Source organism: Bacillus sp. AK128 (assembly GCF_053903075.1).
In genome coordinates, this window is the sequence record NZ_CP096379.1 from 2,124,882 (window position 1) to 2,141,744 (window position 16,863).

Annotated in this window: 19 protein-coding genes; 14 read left to right on the forward strand and 5 right to left on the reverse strand. The window is 35.3% G+C overall.

All coding sequences use genetic code 11. The features are described from left to right. Positions 1-70 precede the first annotated feature (70 nt). The 4 genes from M1D60_RS10575 (at position 71) to M1D60_RS10590 (ending at position 3,686) form a co-directional block, all read left to right on the forward strand. The gene (locus M1D60_RS10575) at positions 71-1,141 is read left to right on the forward strand and encodes an undecaprenyldiphospho-muramoylpentapeptide beta-N-acetylglucosaminyltransferase (protein WP_456279116.1); all 1,071 of its coding nucleotides are present in this window, start codon (positions 71-73) and stop codon (positions 1,139-1,141) included. 30 nt (positions 1,142-1,171) lie between these two features. Next, positions 1,172-1,945: a nucleotidyltransferase domain-containing protein gene (locus M1D60_RS10580; RefSeq protein ID WP_456279117.1), complete on the forward strand. Its 774-nt coding sequence runs from the start codon at positions 1,172-1,174 to the stop codon at positions 1,943-1,945. Between the two features lie 21 nt (positions 1,946-1,966). Beyond that, the gene (locus M1D60_RS10585) at positions 1,967-2,626 is read left to right on the forward strand and encodes a hypothetical protein (RefSeq protein ID WP_456279118.1); all 660 of its coding nucleotides are present in this window, start codon (positions 1,967-1,969) and stop codon (positions 2,624-2,626) included. A gap of 199 nt (positions 2,627-2,825) precedes the next feature. Further along, positions 2,826-3,686 carry an alpha/beta fold hydrolase gene (locus M1D60_RS10590; RefSeq protein ID WP_456279119.1) on the forward strand — a complete coding sequence of 287 codons (861 nt, stop codon included), beginning with the start codon at positions 2,826-2,828 and terminating at the stop codon, positions 3,684-3,686. 244 nt (positions 3,687-3,930) lie between these two features. Here the strand turns inward: M1D60_RS10590 and M1D60_RS10595 are convergent, their stop codons facing one another. Then, positions 3,931-4,338 (reverse strand): hypothetical protein, encoded by a 408-nt coding sequence (locus M1D60_RS10595; protein ID WP_456279120.1) that lies wholly within the window; start codon positions 4,336-4,338, stop codon positions 3,931-3,933. Between the two features lie 180 nt (positions 4,339-4,518). Between M1D60_RS10595 and M1D60_RS10600 the strand changes: the two genes are divergently transcribed. Continuing rightward, complete coding sequence (locus tag M1D60_RS10600; RefSeq protein WP_456279121.1) at positions 4,519-4,917, forward strand: hypothetical protein; 399 nt, start codon at positions 4,519-4,521, stop codon at positions 4,915-4,917. Between the two features lie 71 nt (positions 4,918-4,988). Here M1D60_RS10600 and M1D60_RS10605 read toward each other — a convergent pair whose 3' ends face one another. After that, a complete protein-coding gene (locus M1D60_RS10605) occupies positions 4,989-5,537 on the reverse strand; it encodes a hypothetical protein (RefSeq protein ID WP_456279122.1) in 549 nt (182 codons plus the stop codon). Positions 5,538-5,806: 269 nt separating this feature from the next. Here M1D60_RS10605 and M1D60_RS10610 point away from each other — a divergent pair, with 269 nt between their 5' ends. Beyond that, complete coding sequence (locus M1D60_RS10610) at positions 5,807-6,631, forward strand: deoxyribonuclease IV (protein WP_456279123.1); 825 nt, start codon at positions 5,807-5,809, stop codon at positions 6,629-6,631. Between the two features lie 73 nt (positions 6,632-6,704). Here M1D60_RS10610 and M1D60_RS10615 read toward each other — a convergent pair whose 3' ends face one another. Beyond that, entirely contained in the window at positions 6,705-7,340 is a 636-nt protein-coding gene (locus tag M1D60_RS10615; protein ID WP_456279124.1) for a pentapeptide repeat-containing protein, read from the reverse strand. A 205-nt stretch (positions 7,341-7,545) separates the two neighbouring features. On the opposite strand from M1D60_RS10615, the gene M1D60_RS10620 reads away from it, so the two are divergent. After that, a complete protein-coding gene (locus M1D60_RS10620; protein ID WP_456279125.1) occupies positions 7,546-7,863 on the forward strand; it encodes a hypothetical protein in 318 nt (105 codons plus the stop codon). 76 nt (positions 7,864-7,939) lie between these two features. Further along, positions 7,940-8,578: an O-methyltransferase gene (locus M1D60_RS10625; RefSeq protein ID WP_456279126.1), complete on the forward strand. Its 639-nt coding sequence runs from the start codon at positions 7,940-7,942 to the stop codon at positions 8,576-8,578. A 905-nt stretch (positions 8,579-9,483) separates the two neighbouring features. Here the strand turns inward: M1D60_RS10625 and M1D60_RS10630 are convergent. After that, entirely contained in the window at positions 9,484-10,854 is a 1,371-nt protein-coding gene (locus tag M1D60_RS10630) for an MATE family efflux transporter (protein ID WP_456279127.1), read from the reverse strand. 145 nt (positions 10,855-10,999) lie between these two features. Here M1D60_RS10630 and M1D60_RS10635 point away from each other — a divergent pair, with 145 nt between their 5' ends. The 3 genes from M1D60_RS10635 (at position 11,000) to M1D60_RS10645 (ending at position 14,199) form a co-directional block, all read left to right on the forward strand. Further along, positions 11,000-12,208: an MFS transporter gene (locus tag M1D60_RS10635; RefSeq protein ID WP_456279128.1), complete on the forward strand. Its 1,209-nt coding sequence runs from the start codon at positions 11,000-11,002 to the stop codon at positions 12,206-12,208. Between the two features lie 126 nt (positions 12,209-12,334). Beyond that, positions 12,335-13,330 carry a F510_1955 family glycosylhydrolase gene (locus tag M1D60_RS10640; protein ID WP_456279129.1) on the forward strand — a complete coding sequence of 332 codons (996 nt, stop codon included), beginning with the start codon at positions 12,335-12,337 and terminating at the stop codon, positions 13,328-13,330. A 467-nt stretch (positions 13,331-13,797) separates the two neighbouring features. Continuing rightward, entirely contained in the window at positions 13,798-14,199 is a 402-nt protein-coding gene (locus tag M1D60_RS10645) for a hypothetical protein (protein ID WP_456279130.1), read from the forward strand. Positions 14,200-14,302: 103 nt separating this feature from the next. On the opposite strand, the gene M1D60_RS10650 is transcribed toward M1D60_RS10645, so the two are convergent. Next, positions 14,303-14,503, reverse strand: coding sequence for a DUF6199 family natural product biosynthesis protein (locus tag M1D60_RS10650; protein WP_456279131.1), 201 nt, complete (start codon positions 14,501-14,503; stop codon positions 14,303-14,305). Between the two features lie 296 nt (positions 14,504-14,799). Between M1D60_RS10650 and corA the strand changes: the two genes are divergently transcribed. The 3 genes from corA (at position 14,800) to M1D60_RS10665 (ending at position 16,845) form a co-directional block, all read left to right on the forward strand. After that, positions 14,800-15,750: a magnesium/cobalt transporter CorA gene (gene corA, locus M1D60_RS10655; protein ID WP_456279132.1), complete on the forward strand. Its 951-nt coding sequence runs from the start codon at positions 14,800-14,802 to the stop codon at positions 15,748-15,750. 65 nt (positions 15,751-15,815) lie between these two features. After that, positions 15,816-16,022: a DUF6501 family protein gene (locus M1D60_RS10660; protein WP_456279133.1), complete on the forward strand. Its 207-nt coding sequence runs from the start codon at positions 15,816-15,818 to the stop codon at positions 16,020-16,022. Positions 16,023-16,329: 307 nt separating this feature from the next. After that, the gene (locus M1D60_RS10665) at positions 16,330-16,845 is read left to right on the forward strand and encodes a YfiT family bacillithiol transferase (protein ID WP_456279134.1); all 516 of its coding nucleotides are present in this window, start codon (positions 16,330-16,332) and stop codon (positions 16,843-16,845) included. Positions 16,846-16,863 lie beyond the last annotated feature (18 nt).

The window sequence follows — 16,863 nt, forward strand, 5'->3', positions numbered from 1 at the left end:
CCCTATATAATGTAGATAGAGTGTAAAAAAATAGCGAAAAGAAGTCTACAAACAAGTGAGGTTATACATAATGAAAAAAAGAATGGTTTTTACAGGTGGAGGAACAGCAGGTCATGTCATCTTAAACTTAGCGTTAATTCCACATTTTAAAAAAGAAGGCTGGGAAATTAGTTACATCGGTTCCGAGAATGGGATTGAAAGGGAGTTAATTTCTAAGGTTGACGGAGTGACGTACTATCCCATCGCTACTGGAAAGCTAAGACGATATTTTGATTGGAAAAATGTAAAAGATCCTTTCAAGGTGATAAAAGGAACGCTTCAGGCTTATCGTATTTTAAGAAAGTTGAAACCGTCTATTATCTTTTCAAAGGGTGGGTTTGTATCCGTTCCTGTTATTTTGGCTGGAAAGTTAAATAAAGTTCCCTCAATCATTCATGAATCAGATGTAACACCTGGTCTTGCCAATAAAATAGCCATTCCATTTGCAACAAAGGTATGCGTAACTTTTAAAGACACGGTTAAACATATAAAAGAATCCGGTAAGGTCGTTCATACTGGTGCGATCGTGAGAGAAGAGATTTTTAAGGGGAGTAGAGAAAAAGGACTGAAAGACTACCTGTTTCTAAAATCGAAACCAGTTCTCCTTATTATGGGAGGAAGCCTCGGCTCTAAAAAAATTAACGAAATGGTTCGTGCAGGCCTCCAAGAGCTGTTAGAACGTTTTCAAATCGTTCATATTTGTGGAAAAGGGAATGTAAAGCATTCTCTTCACCAACAGGGCTATAAGCAAGTTGAATATTTAACGAATGAGCTTCCTGATGTGTTAGCGATGACAGATATTGTAATCTCTAGAGCAGGCTCTAATTCCATCTTTGAATTTTTAGCGTTGAAAAAGCCAATGGTCCTCATTCCCTTAACAAAGGAGCAGAGTAGAGGGGATCAAATTATCAATGCTGAGTCGTTTAAAAAAGCAGGATATGCCGAGGTTCTACAGGAAGAGAAGCTTACCAAGGAAAAACTAGTGAAAACATTAAAACAGGTACTAGACAATAAGGATCAATTCTTAACAAACATGGAGAAATATGAAGGGGATTTTTCAGTTAACCCTATTCTCTCTCTCATTAAAGAAGTTTCCAAATAGGCAAAAAAGCGATTTAAAAGCGGTGAACTTATGAAAAACGAGATTGATGATTCTTTGAAGGCTATTGAAAGGGAATATGGAGTTCAGATTATTTATGCCTGTGAGGCGGGAAGTCGAACTTGGGGAACACATCATGATGAAAGTGATTATGATGTACGTTTCTTATATATTTATCCATTCAGGAAGTACCTAGAACTAGATACACCGAAGGATTCGATAGAGGAGAAAGGCTCGCTTCATCTTGAATGTGTAGGATGGGAGCTAGGGAAGGCACTTCGTCTTCTTCGGAAACAAAACCCTTCAATTATTGAATGGATCCATAGTCCTGTTGAGTATGTGAACTGTTTTCAAATCAAGGAAAAGTTATACTCAATGCATCAATCTTACTTTGATAAGAAGCCCTTGCTTTATCATTATTTAAACATGGCCACCACCAATTTTTCCTTGTTACAAAAAAATAGACATGACATCAAGTTGCAGCTTAATGTCATTCGACCATTATTGGTATGTGACTTTCTGTTTTCTAACGATCGCTTTCCGCCGTTGCTTATGGAGAAACTACTCCATGAGCTTAAGGAAGACAGGGTAAGACTTAAAATTTCTAGTATTATCTCTTTAAAAAAACAAGGTGTGCTTGAGGGAATCGAATTCGACTCATTCGTTGAAAATTGGGTAATTGACCGTTTGGAAGAGTTTAAGGAAAAACTGACAAATGGTGAGTATTCAGTATCATTTTCTAGTAGGGAGTTTACCCATGAGTTAAACAGATTGTATCAAGACATCGTGTTAGAGGATACAAAATGAATAAGTGATGTGGGGGAGAGTATGAGACTGAGAAAAACTAGACTATGTTTATTTTTCTTCATCCTTTTTGTTATTTCTGGCTGTTCATCTGATGAATTAAGCCAATTACGTGAAGAACGTGATCAGTTACGTAGCAAAATAAATCTGTTAGAAAAAGAAAATAAACAATTAAGGAAGGAAGCTAGTCAAGTACCATCTAATCAGGATATGCTCACTTTTACCTATCTAGATATAAAAGAGTCTCATCGATTTATTCCAAAAGAGGTTCCATTATTAATCCTACCTAATAAGGAATCACAGCAGCTTAATCAGATTCAGCCTAATACGGTTGTTGAAGTACATGATTTTGTAGATGTAAATGGAGAAGTGTGGCTACATGTCACCATACCAGTGTTTGATACCCCCATCAATATGAAGGGGTGGATCAAAGAAATAGATACTCAGCTGTATACAACAGAAATACAAGACCTGGTATCCCAACCTATTTTCTTAAAAAAGGGAACCCCTGTTTATCAGTTTGGTTTATTTAACGAACTACAGGCTGTTGAACCAGTTGAAATCGACATGGACCAAAACTGTTTCGTATCTGATCGACAGGATGATTTTCTTGCACTAGGCTGTGCAGGAGGTACTTCCTATATCGTAAGTAAAGAATTTGTTGTTTTTCCTGAAGTGAAATAAAATTGCATCTTTTCTCGCAGTAATCCGTTCGGCTGAGAGGGAGAAAATTTAAATTGGTAGGCAAATTAACTCTGGTTTTGATAGTCGAATTAGCAATATAAAAAAGCATTACCTTAAAAATATTTACAAGACGATTTGAAATAGAGTTAGAAGATAATAAATAATTTTAATATAAATAGTTTACAAGGGAGGCGTTTGCTTGAACGAATTTAAAATAACTAAAAACAATCATACATATCATGGATATGAGTTTGGTGACAAGAAAAACCCAACTCTTATTTGTCTACATGGGATGACAGGTGACGCAAAAAGCTTTTTAGGAATTATTGAATTTCTTAGTAAAGACTTCCATTTCATATTATTAGATAACCCAGGTCACGGAGAAACGGAACCATTAATAAATGAAGAGGATTATTGGTTTTCTTCACTAGCAAATAGAATGGATGAAGTTATAACCCCTATTGTCAATAAGCCCTTCTATATTTTGGGACATTCTTGGGGAGCAGATCTTGCACTAAATTATACAAAAGTTTTTCCGCAGAGAGTAAAAGGAGTCATTCTAATTGATGGTGGGTATAATTTTCCTGAAAATGTAGAAGGAATGACAGAAGAAAAAGCTCTTATAGATTGGGAGAACTATATTAAATCATCCAATTATAACTCATGGGATGAAGTAGTAAAAACTTATCAAGAATATACAACAAAGGAATGGGACAAAAATCTTGATTCTATTATTTGCTCTAACTTTAATAAAATCAACGGAAAATACGAATTGAAGGCTGATGGTTTTAGTCTTCTTTCAACCATAAAGGCATTTTATAAAGAACCCTGCTCCACTACATTTGATAGTATCAAATGTCCTGTACTATTGTTTCATGCAACCATGCCAGAGAACGATTCTTCTATAGTTAGGGCATTACAAAAAATAAAAAATAGTATTAAAGATGTAAAAATAATTGGGATTAAAAACACCAAGCATAATATTCACTGGGATAAACCTGAGACAGTTGCAAAAGAAATTTTAGAGTGGAAAAAAGAGAAGGAGTTCTTGAAATTTTAAATAAGGTATAGATTCCTTATACTGTAAATTTGAGTAAATTATGAACTTGAAAGTACAAGTTTTAAAGCATAACGAATAATTATCCGTTATGGTTTTTTTATGTTGTTTGGTAGTTGAATTCGTTACCTGAAAGTGAATGTTTTTTTGTGTTTTGTACTTCAAAACGGAACTGCTTATCATAACCTTCTGATTCTTTTGCTTTGGCTTCTTACATCACACCCACCGTTTGTTCAATAAGAACACATCAACGACCAGCAAATTGGTTGCCGAAGATTTTCTCTAAATGATGTAAAATCACCTTATTCTTGCCTGCATAATGAACAATAATGTTACCCTTTTTAAAATAATGAGGGTCTGATATATAACTAATTGAAGCATTTCCAATATTCCCATCTGGATGAATAGCAGAAGCATCTTTTTCCATATCACCTTTTGTTGGATACTCATATATCAGAATATATTCTCCTTCTACATCAATCACATTTGGTGGAACCGAAAAGAATGGGTCTTTTTCGTTATTTTCAATTATGCTAAATTTCACTTTTGCTTTTTCAAGTTCCTTTCCAAGTTGAGCAAAATCAAATAAATCTGTGTTGTTTGAACACCCAAATAATATTGAAAAAAGAATAACATTGATATATATAATTCTCATTTGCCACACCTCTTTTTAATACATTGTGTGACCTAAAATTATTAATTATACTGGGAGGCTTATCTCCACTAAACTCTCGTTAGCAAAATTGACGACTGCTGATCAACAACTAATTCCCTTTACTTTGAATAACACATATCGAACCTTATCAAGTAGATACTACCTATTGAGGTGAAAGCAATGATATTAAAGTTATTACTTGCTCTAAATATCTTAACAGCAGTTCAACTGAATATTAGTCAAGAATCTCCTTCGCAACCACCTAATCCAAAGGTATTAAGTATTAGTACAGACTATCCTAATGATGGAAATTGGATACAGATACCTAAAGGGACTAAGGAAATAACCTTTGAGGTTAAAGCTGCAAACACGGAAACCGTTTTATTTTGGCTAATCCCTACTGGTACTCAAACATGGGCAGAAAGAAAACTAATAGGATATGACATTAAGGAAAACGAATACGATCATGACTTTTCTTTGACTTGGAAAATTGATATACCTGATCTTCATGACCATTTACATATTCAAGCAATAGGAGACGGTGTATCAAATCACATTATAAACTTATCAATGAACTAATATTAGTTCAAAGTCTGTACGAAAAGCGTTTCTGTTAATTAGAAACGCTGCCGTTGGAAAAGAGATATAAGTTATTGTGTTATCTGTTCAATTATTTCGCCGTCTGAAGATAAACCTGTAATAGTCGAGCCTACAAGGTCTTCTCCATTTGTAACTAAAAACCAAAACTTCTCGTTATTGTTATATTCAATGATCTTGGCTCTAAAATCAGTTCCAACATTAGTTTTAACATTCACTTCTTTTATTTGAGGATCAAGTATTTTCCCTCTGATTAAATCGGTATAGTCTGAAAAATGAAATTCTAAGTTCGAAAACCCCCAATCTAATTTAGATGCATGTGAAATTTCACTAGTGCTACTACTCACAAGTTGCCAACCAAATAGGTTTTTCTTAAGGAGAGCACTTCCAAAATGGAGGGTTTCGTGATTACCCCATTCATAAAAACCAATTGCTAGATTGTTATCTAAAAATTCAATGTGAGCAATGTTCGTCATGGGTTGATTTAATGTGTAGATAACCTTTTGAATTTCTTGAACATCATCTTTTAATGCTGAATTGATTAGATAGACACCAAATAAAATCAAAATAATAGATAAGAAAATTATTAGTTTCTTAGACATAGTAACGATCCTCCCGTACAAAAAAGTTTATGAAATATACTAATTATATGTATAAGTTCATTTACCAATATATATAGGCTTCTTCCACTAAAGGGAAGTTGAATTAGTCTTCCATAGAATAACACATTTACGGAATATTCTTATCAATGTTTAAACATTGAACATCTAGAAATTAATTAATTAGCAACCGAACGGGTGTATTATATTTCATTTTGAATAAGAAGATTGATTCTGGTAAATATAAACCCATTAATAATGGGGTGATTTAATTGTTAGCAGGCTGTCATGTTAGTATTCGAGAGGGATATCTAGGGGCTGCGAAGGTGGCCTATCAATTAGGTGCGAATGCGTATCAGTACTTCCCTAAAAACCCGCGGAGTTTAACGATTAAGGATTTTAATAAAGAGGATGCACGGTTATGTAAGGAATTTTGTGAGAAGTATAAGATTCAGTCAGTTGCACATACCCCGTATCCAACAAACCTAACACCATCAGACGATAAACGAGAATTAAACGTCCACTCTCTATTAAACGATTTAGAAATAGCAGAAGCATGTGGGTCCATCGGGGTCGTTGTTCATTTTGGGTCTCAAATTGATCCTGCCCAGCCATTAAAGGCGTATGAACTGATGATTAGTCTCTTGAATGAAGTATTATCAAAATGGGAAGGGAAAGCCATGCTTTTAATTGAGAATGTTGCAGGTAAACCTGGAACGATGGGTACCTCAATAGAGGAGCAAGTTCAGGTCAGGAGCCTAACCCAATACCCTGAGAAAATCGGCTTCTGTCTGGATACATGCCATGCTTTTGCTAGCGGTGTATGGACAGGGGAGAAGCATATCCCGTTTTTGGAAAAAGGTAATGATCTAGACTATTTTTCACATCTTCGGGTAGTCCATTTAAATAACTCGAAATATGAAGAGAATTCTGGTAAGGATCGTCATGCAGAAATTATGACCGGAAAAATAGATCCCGAACATATCGGACAATTGGTAAAGTCAGACGAGGTTAGAGATCTTCCATTTATTTTAGAAACCCCAACAGAAGATCATCAGCAAGAAATACAAGATATTCGTGCTTTCCAAGCAAGGTAGTTTTAAGAGGACAAAGACCAAATCGAATATGATTTGGTCTTTTGCTTTTGTTCAATGTAAGAGTTCATAATAGCTAATCAATAATGACTAAGCCTAATAAAGAAGCAAATTGAATGGCCTGAAAGGTCGATACTTTGCACCCTCTAAGATCAGATAGTGAAACGGTAAGTGATTCAAAAGTAGAGCTACTAATATCAATTTCCTTTAATGATGTTTTCTCAAAATTAGCTTGGTTCAGGTTACAAGTATTAAATTCAACCTTTTTTAATAGGCAATAATAGAAATCTGACTGAACTAGAGAAGACTCTTTAAATATGACTTTCTCTAATTTTGAATTACCGAGTGCAGCTAAGTTGAGCAAGGATTGATTAAACTCAACGTTACCAAATCGAGATTCCGTTAAGTCTACTCCCAATAATTTACAGTCCTTAAATATCGATCTGTGAATGGTAGCACTACCTAAGTTGGCATTTGAAAAATCACAATTCTCAAAAATGACATCGGTCATGTCGATTCGATTAAAATCAGTATTATTAAACTTACAATTTTTAATGATCATTTTAGACAACCGAACTCTATGTAACACTTCATTATCAAAATTGGAATCATTAATGCTCCCCATTTCAAGCTCGGGATCTTCTTCATAAAAAATATCATGAAAATTCATGGAAGATAATTCGTATGGGATTTTTGGCGAATCAAGTTTCATATGGGACCTTCTTTCAGAAGATTTTTTAAATATAGCTTATCCTCTTACTAAGTTTAAAAAAATATAAACAATATTAAAAGACTAGATTTATATGGGAACTTGTGTGCAATTTATGTAATTAACCTAATATACCTTCGTAATTGACTAGATGTATACAAATGTATACAATTTGATTAAGTTAGATTTTTTTAAGAGGGGGTGAATTATGAGGCACGAGGAGGAAGATGTTCATATTGAAGGACGAGAGGATCGTAGAAGAAAGAGAGACCATCGCATACACCATCATGGGCCAAAGACGTTTCGTAGGGGACGGGCCATTGCTTTTTTAGAAATGTTACACCTTAAACGTTCGACGATTAGACAGCAACTAGATCAACCAGAATTTCAATCTATTAATCAAGTGTTAGTAGGAGAATTAAAAGCTATTGACATGGTCATCAACGAATTCAGTCAATTATTTGAAATCCAAGAAAATGAAGCAGTAGAGCCACGTAGTAAAAGAGATGAAACAGATCTGACTTGAGCCAGTTTGTAATTAATAGTTGTTGTCATCTATTGGAAAATGTATTTAATTTTAGATTAGAATGGGGTTATAGAAAATGAGAAAAGTTAATTCGTACATAGATTCCGTTTTTTCTTTACAAGACAATTTATTAGAGGAAGTCATCTCGACCATAAAAGAAAACGGAATGCCATCGATATCCGTTTCACCTTCCTCAGGGAAATTACTGACCATGCTCGTAGCTATTTCAGGTTCAAAGAATGTGTTAGAGATTGGAGCACTTGGCGGTTATAGCGGGATTTGTTTAGCTAGAGGATTTGGAAAAGAAGGAAAGTTAACTTCACTAGAATTAGAAGAGAAGTATGCAAAGCTAGCACATAACAATCTATCAAAGGCGGGTTTTGGAAATCAGGTTTCATATTTAACAGGTCCTGCTTTGGAAAGCCTTGAAAAATTAGTAAATGAAAATAAGAAATTTGATTTTTTCTTTATCGACGCTGACAAAGATAACTATAAGCATTACTTAGAATACTGCATTAAACTAGCTGAGCCAGGGGCATTAATTATGGCTGATAATGTTCTTTCACGTGGTAGTGTAGCTGACCCAGATGCTGAACTAAGACATTCCACTAAGTCTATGAGGGAATTCAACGAGATTGTGGCCAATCACCCACATTTAGAATCGATTTTAGTTCCGATTGGTGATGGACTAACAATGTCTAGAGTGAAGAAATAGAGGGGATTGGGACCTTTTTAAGCTGAATCGACCGAGGTCGATTGTTCATCGGGTAAATGAACGCCCTTATTGGGTGAATTGAACCGTGGATGGTCGTTCATCGAGGTAATGAACGCCCTTTTGAGCTGAATTGAGCCGAGGCCGGTCGTTCATCGAGGTAATGAACGCCCTTTTGAGGTGAATTGAACCGAGGCCGGTCGTTCATTGGGTAAATGAAAGCCCTTATTGGGTGAATTGAACTGAGACCGGTCGTTCATCGGAGTAATGAACGCCCTTTGTGAGCTAAATTGAGTCGAGGCCGGTCGTTCATTGGAGTAATGAACGACCTTGTGAGCTGAATTGAGCCGAGACCGGTCGTTCATTGGAGTAATGAACGCCCTTGTGAGCTGAATTGAGCCGAGACCGGTCGTTCATCGGGTTAATGAACACCCTTTGTGAGCTGAATTGAACCGTGAATGGTGTTCAGCCGGGTAATGAAAAGTCCTTCATAAGCAAGATGAAGGACTTTTAAGAGCAAACCACAACCAGAAAAGTCCTTCATAAGCAAGATGAAGGACTTTTAAGATCAAACCACAGCCAGAAAAGTCCTTCATAAACAAGATGAAGGACTATTAAGAGCAAACCATAACCAGAAAAGTCCTTCATAAGCAAGATGAAGGACTTTTAAGAGCAAACCACAGTTAGAAAAGTCCTTCATAAGCAAGATGAAGGACTATTAAGAGCGAACCACAGCCAGAAAAGTCCTTCATAAGCAAGATGAAGGACTTTTAAGATCAAACCAAAGCCAAAAATACCTTCATAAGCAAGATGAAAGCCCTTCAAGATTCATACATTCAAAAAGGCGTGGATCCCTTACCGGGGGAATCCACGCCTTTTATAAAACCTCGCTATTTTTTTGTCTTACTTCACTCAGCTGCCACATGGACTAACTTCTTATCATACTTTTTCTGAATATGGCGGAGTCTTAAAAATAACAAAATGGCTCCTGCGGTTAATCCTGAGCTAAGTCCAATCCAGTAGCCAAAGGCTTGAAAGTCAGTGTATGTTGCGAGTACATAACCTAATGGAAGACCGATGATCCAAAATGAAATAAGAGAAAGGACTAATGTTGTATTTACATCCTTGTATCCTCTTAATGCTCCTTGAATCGGTGCACCCACTGCATCAGATAACTGGAAGAATATGGCGTAAATCAGGAAGTGCTGGGCAAGGGTTATGACGGCCATGTCCGTGCTATACATAGTAGCAATCACATCATTAAATAATATGAGAATAATTCCGGTTATGATGGAGAAGCCAAGTGCGAGACCAATACCCATATAGCTATACTGCTTAGCATCTCTCGTTCGCTTTGCACCAATTTCAAATCCTACACATATGGTAAGACCCATTGAAATGCTTAAAGGAATCATATAAAGGAATGAAGCAAAGTTTAAGGCAATTTGATGGGCGGCAATGGTAACCGTATCATATTCACTCATTAGGAGAGTAACCGCCGAAAATATACTGGTTTCAAAGAAAATCGAAAACCCGATTGGTACTCCAATTAAAAGTATTTCCTTCCATTTTGCAAAGGAAACTCGGAAAAAGGTCCGGAAAATTTGATACTCAACAAATGGAGACTTCTTTGCCACCATCCAGATTGCTATACCGAATATACACCAATAGGTAATCGCGGATGCATATCCCGCACCAATTCCACCTAAGCGTGGGAATCCAAATTCACCAAAAATAAGCAGATAATTAAACATGGCATTGATGGGAAGTGACGATAGTGTTATAAACATCGTCATTTTCGTTTGACCTAACGCGTCCATAAAGGAACGAAGAACCGAATACATAAATAATGGAATCATTCCAATGGATAAGCCTAGTAAATAATGATAGGCGATTCTACTAACCTCTGGTTCAAGATTCATAGCATGTAAAATGGGCTTCAGAGTTAAAGCTCCAACTATGAAAATGATAAAGGGGATAATGGTCGCTAAATACATTCCTTGCATTACTGTGTTAGGTACATCGTCTTTCTTTTTACTGCCAATTAATTGGGCAACGATCGGGGTGATCGCAAGAAGAATCCCACTTAGTCCTGTATAAATTGGAACCCAAAGGCTAGACCCAATGGCTACTCCAGCAACATCTGATGAGCCTGCACGACCTGACATCATGATATCTAAAAAATTCATCGCAAAAAGTCCAAGCTGGGTAATTAAAATCGGAAAAATAATCTTACAAAACAGTATTGTTTTCTCTCTAAAGCTGTCAGTCTGGTACATAAACGCTCCTTAAGGAAATACATAATTAAACCAAAATGAATTATAACACAAAACCTACATTTGGTTAAACTTTCGTATGGCGAAATACTTTTTAAGATGGTATATTTAGTAAAGAACTAAGTATACAGGAACGGGGAAAGAACACATGTGGAAAAACAGAAATGTTTGGATCTTGCTTACTGGTGAATTTATTGCTGGTATTGGATTATGGACAGGAATTATTGGTAACTTAGAGTTCATGCAAAAGCATGTTCCTTCTGATTTTGTTAAAGCTCTCATTTTATTTACTGGTTTACTTGCGGGAGTAATGGTTGGTCCGTTAGCAGGTAGAATAATAGACTCAGCAAGCAAGAAGAAGGTATTAATATACGCTGGATTTGGAAGGATGGTTAGTGTCTTATTTATGTTTTTAGCGATTCAATTTGAATCCATTTGGTGGATGGTAGTTTTTATGATCGCCATTCAGCTCTCGGCAGCTTTTTACTTCCCAACGATTCAGGCATTAGTACCGGTTGTTGTTGCTGAAAAAGATTTATTGCAGATGAACGGTGCACATATGAATGTAACGACGATTTCAAGAATTATTGGCACAGCCTTAGCAGGAGCAATGCTTGCCATCATTAGTTTATATTCTCTTTATCTTGCTTCGTTTATTGCATATGGATTTCTATTGATTTCAACGTTCTTATTAAAAATTGACGAAGATACAGTGAATCAAAAAGCGAAGAATAATAAAAAGTCAGCAAGCTTTAAAGAAGTGATTCCGGTTTTAAAAGGAATACCAATTGCGATGACGGCGCTTATTTTAACAGTGATTCCGATGTTGTTTCTTGGTGGTTTTAACCTAATGGTCATTGAGATTAGTGAACTACAAGACGATTCAACGATTAAGGGGCTTATTTATACAGCTGAAGGAATTAGTTTTATGATTGGTGCATTTTTAGTGAAGAGAATTACTGAGAGATATAATCCAACTTCACTCATGTTTATCTTTACTACAATCGTTGCTCTAACACAGCTTTCATTATTTTTTGCAGATAGCAAAATCTTATCATTAGTCTCATTTGCGGTATTTGGGTTTGCGCTTGGATTTTTCTTCCCAATTGCGGCAACCATTTTCCAAACGAAAATTCCAAAGGACTTCCATGGTCGTTTTTTCTCGTTTAAAAATATGTTAGATCGAGTTATGTTTCAGGTCGTACTTTTAGCAACAGGTTTATTCTTAGATACAATTGGTTTCCATTACATGGTTTTAGTGTTTGGTACAGTATCACTTGCGTTAGTTGCATACTTCTCCGTGAAACACTCAAAAACTGTCATTAAAGAGCCTGTATTAAAACAACAGGAGTTATAAATAAACAAAAATTCCTCTTGACCTATGTCGAGGGGTTTTTTGAATTAAGAAAAGTTCTATTTGTTTATTCATTTTGTATATGAAATAATATATAAAGGACAGATTTAATCATTTGGAGTGTTCAAATTGAAATATATCGTATTCTTTCTAGGATTAGGAATTGTGTTACTGCTATTTTTTTCAGCTAACGGGAATAACAGTAACGAGGAAAGTGATTCGTTAGAAGATCAAGGTTTTGAAAATAGAAAAATGGATGCGAAACCTATTGGTATTGATTTTGCAGGTCATGAATTTTTTCAACCTCTAACTGAGCCTGTCACACACTTACATGGACTAGGCTATCCGAATAATCAAGATGCATTATTTATTGCTACCCATCATGGAATTAAAGTTTTTTCTAATGGGAAATGGTATGAGACGCTTGACAATCAACATGATTTTATGGGATTTCAGGCAACCGCAACAGGATTCTATAGCAGTGGTCATCCTGCAGAGGGTTCTGATTTAGAGAATCCACTCGGATTAATGAAAAGTGAGGATTTCGGTAGAACTCTCGAAAAAATTAATTTTTATGGAGAATCAGACTTTCATCATTTATCAGCTAGCTATTTCACACAAAGTGTTTACATTGTTAATACAACACCAAATAGTCAAATAGGCACGGGTTTGTTTTACAGTTCAGATGGAGGGAATGTATGGGAGCAAAGTCAACTTGATGGCCTTCCACCTTTATCAACACATTCTATTGCCACACATCCAAAGCTTTCAAAAATTGTTGGGATTTCAACACCTGAAGGACTTTATCTTTCCCATAATAAAGGAAATTCATTTTCTCTAATTTCTATGGAGCTTCCGGTAGGAGCCTTGTATATAAAGGATGAATCGATCTTGTACATAATGGTTGATGGAGATGAACAAGCACTTCTCGAACAATCATTAGAATCGGATGATGCGACGGAAATTAAACTACCGCGAATTGAAGGAGATTCGATCTTATACATAGCTGTTAATCCATTAAATGAAGAAGAAATCAGTTTTTCTACAGCTGATGGAAATGTGTGGATGACAAAGGATTACGGAGAGACCTGGTCAAATATCTTAAATGAAGGAAGATTACCCTAGAACCCTCTTATATAAGGGTTCTTTTTTAATATGCGATCATTTTGTACACCCAATTTTTACTAAAATATATTTCTTTTTAAAGCGGATACTAACTTAAATAAAAGCTCTTTTATAAAAATGCTGCTTTTAGTCCACTTTAGATTTGGCTTCTAGAGAGATTAGAAACAACAATTGATATGAAAGCAGCCTTAAAAAAATAAGGGGGGATTTTCATGACAAAACGTAACCGAAAAACAAAATCAGGTTTACAAAGTGCAAAAGGTATTACTGAGTTCTCACAGGAACTGACAAAGGATACAAATAAGAGCGTTGAGAAAACAAAACCACACTAAAGACGAAAAGTCGTGAATAATAATTGTTCCTTCTAGATAAAGTTCTAGGAGGATTTTTTTATATGAGAAAGTATACAGAATGAATTTAACTTCTCCGTCATATGATGTAGCAGGTAGTGGAGGAGGGAATAAACGATGACAAATCAAATACAGGAAGATCGTATAACTGAAAAGCTTTTAGAAAGATATGTGTTTTTAAATAATTTAACAAAAGATGCAAAAGAAGAAATGGACAAGATAAAACAGGTGTTCCATGCTTTTTTTGATGAGAAGTCAGGTGTAAATGCGAAAGCAGAAGTAACGATTGGGGATTATTTTGTTCAACGCCAAATACGTGTCTCAGAAAGCTTTGATGACGAAAGAACAGTTGATTATTTAGAGAAAGTAAATTTAAAAGATTGTATCCAGCATGTGAAAAAGCCTGATGAGAAAAAAATTGAGGCTGCCATCCAGCTAGGATTATTAAACGGACCTGAGATGAATGAGCTAAAGATAAGTAAAGCTACCCAGGCCATTTCAGTTAAAAAAATTAAATAGTTTTTAGGAATGAGTGTCTATGAAAATGGAGCATTGAGTGATTAAGCGATCGATGCTCTTTCTTTTCAATTCATGTAGGAACTTCTCTGTTTTATTATGCACTTTATAACCAAAAGCTAGTAATAATAACACTGATCCCTACAAGGGAAAACATAATTCCGCCAAAACGTGTTGACCAAATATATAATCCTGAAGGGTCGTCACCATCATTTGTTTTCCATTTCTCTGTAATCATCCAGAAGATGGAAGGCTTAATGATCATGAATAAACCAAAAGCTAGTAGGAATATGCCAAGTAACATCATTAGAATTCTCCCTTTCGTACATTACTTTAATAGGATGTTGAGTCCTAACCACTTACAATAAGACTCCCTCTGTCTACTCTTCCTAAGAATCATCTATTATTAGTACGTTACCTATCTAGAAAAGTTTCAACTTAAAATATAGATATCCCCGTTATTGAAGCATCAAACATCTCTCCAAGACTGAACTTCTAAGAAAAGGTTCATCATATACAATCTTAATAAAACCAATCCTTTTGACATGCAACCAGTTGTCCTGTTAATGTTTTAACAAACTGGATTATTAAAAGGAGTTACATATGCTTCAAACATTTATAGTTAACCAACATGGGGAAAAGAAAATAACGAAGAATGTAGTAGAATTCGATTTATCTAATAATCAATGGATGTGGCTGGATCTGACTGACCCCACTGATGAAGAAATTAAGATATTATCCAATGTGTTTGCATTTCATCCTTTAGCAATAGAGGACTGTATTAATCATACCATTCAAAGACCAAAGCTTGATTATTTCCATGACCATAGTTTTTTTATCGTTCATGCATTAAAGGAAGATTTAAGAAAAGATGAGTTAAGTATTTTTATAGGTGAGAATTATATTGTTTCCTTTCATTATAGTGATCTTCAAGAAGTCAATCAGGTTTGGAATCGCCTCATTGCAACTAGTAACATAAGTGATTGGGATCATTATTATATCTTCCATCAGTTACTTGATAAGGTGGTGGATAATTACTTTCCGATACTTTATCAGCTTGAAGATTCATTAGATGTGTTAGGGGAGAAGAAACGACAGGATAAGAACGAGAAGCAATTAGATTTGTTGTTTGAAATAAAGAGTAAACTGATTTCAGTTCGGCATACGATTAATCCAATGAGGGACTTATTATACCGAGTGTTAAATTCACAACATTTAGATCGGATCACAGAACGTAAGGAATATTTTTCTGATATCTATGATCATTTACTAAAGCTTTCCGAAATGGTTGATTCTAATCGAGAAATGACTAATGATCTACGTGATAGCTATTTATCTGTAACGGCCCATCATCAAAATCAGATTATGCAAACGTTAACGGTTATTACAACCATCTTCATGCCTTTGACCTTTATCGCAGGTATTTATGGAATGAATTTTGAAAATATGCCTGAATTAAGATGGGATGCTGGGTACTTTATGGTCCTCGGGACTATGGCAATCATTGGGTTTAGTATGTATCTCTGGTTTAAAAGGAGGGGCTGGTTTAGATAAATCTACTTTGAAAATACGTCATTTTTGTGTATGATAAATGAAACGATTTTTTCAGGAGGCTACTTATGATTCATCTAAATTGGAAAGAAAGACAAACGGTTAAACAAGTAAAATGTGTACATACAGACGCAGAGAAATATATGGTTAAAAATGTACTAACTGCTGGAAAAGTGTATGAAGTTAAAAATGAAACGGAAGAGTTTTATTTTCTTGTAGATAACACAGGTACAGTTGGTGGATTTTATAAGGATTATTTTGAGGATGTAAAATAGCATTGATAAAGGGCTAACGACGTGTGCGTTAGCTTTTTTTGTTTGTCCTTGTATTCTTATTAGTGCTAACAAAACAGGGGTTTTTATTAACTTGGCTAATCCAACATATTAAGGTATAACTGAATTAAAATTTTTCTGTCTCTATACAAAATATTACTTTTAATAGCTTAGTAAATCAACGGACTACATATTAAGTTTGAAATTATGTTAAAAGTAGCATAGTCGTAAAAACAAACTCATATATAAAGGGTTTTTCCCCTCCTAGATAGAATATTGTAAAGTAATATCTAGTAAGGGGGCATTAGGTGTGGAACAATTAAAATACCCAATTGGAAGGTTTCAGGTTCCAAGTGACATTAATGAGCAAGTGATATCAACAGGAATTGAGTCAATTAAACAGCTTCCTATCGTACTAAATGAAAAGGTAGTAAATCTTACAGATGAACAGCTTGACCTCACTTATCGAGAAGAAGGATGGTCAATTCGTCAGCTTGTTCATCATATTGCGGATAGTCATATGAATAGCTTAATCAGGTTTAAACTTGCTTTAACAGAAGATGCACCAACTATAAAACCCTATGATGAAGTTCAATGGGCACTACTCCCTGATAGTCATATCGCTATTCACTCGTCTCTTCGAATTATTGAAGGGGTACATGAGAGATGGACCACCCTTTTGCAATCTTTAAAGCATGATGACTATAGCAGGGTATTTATCCACCCGGAACTTGGTCAAGTTCCGTTATCTACAGCCTTATTTCTCTATGTTTGGCATGGTAATCATCACTTAGCTCATATTGATCTAGCCATTCAACCAAAATAACGACAAAGCTACCGAAGA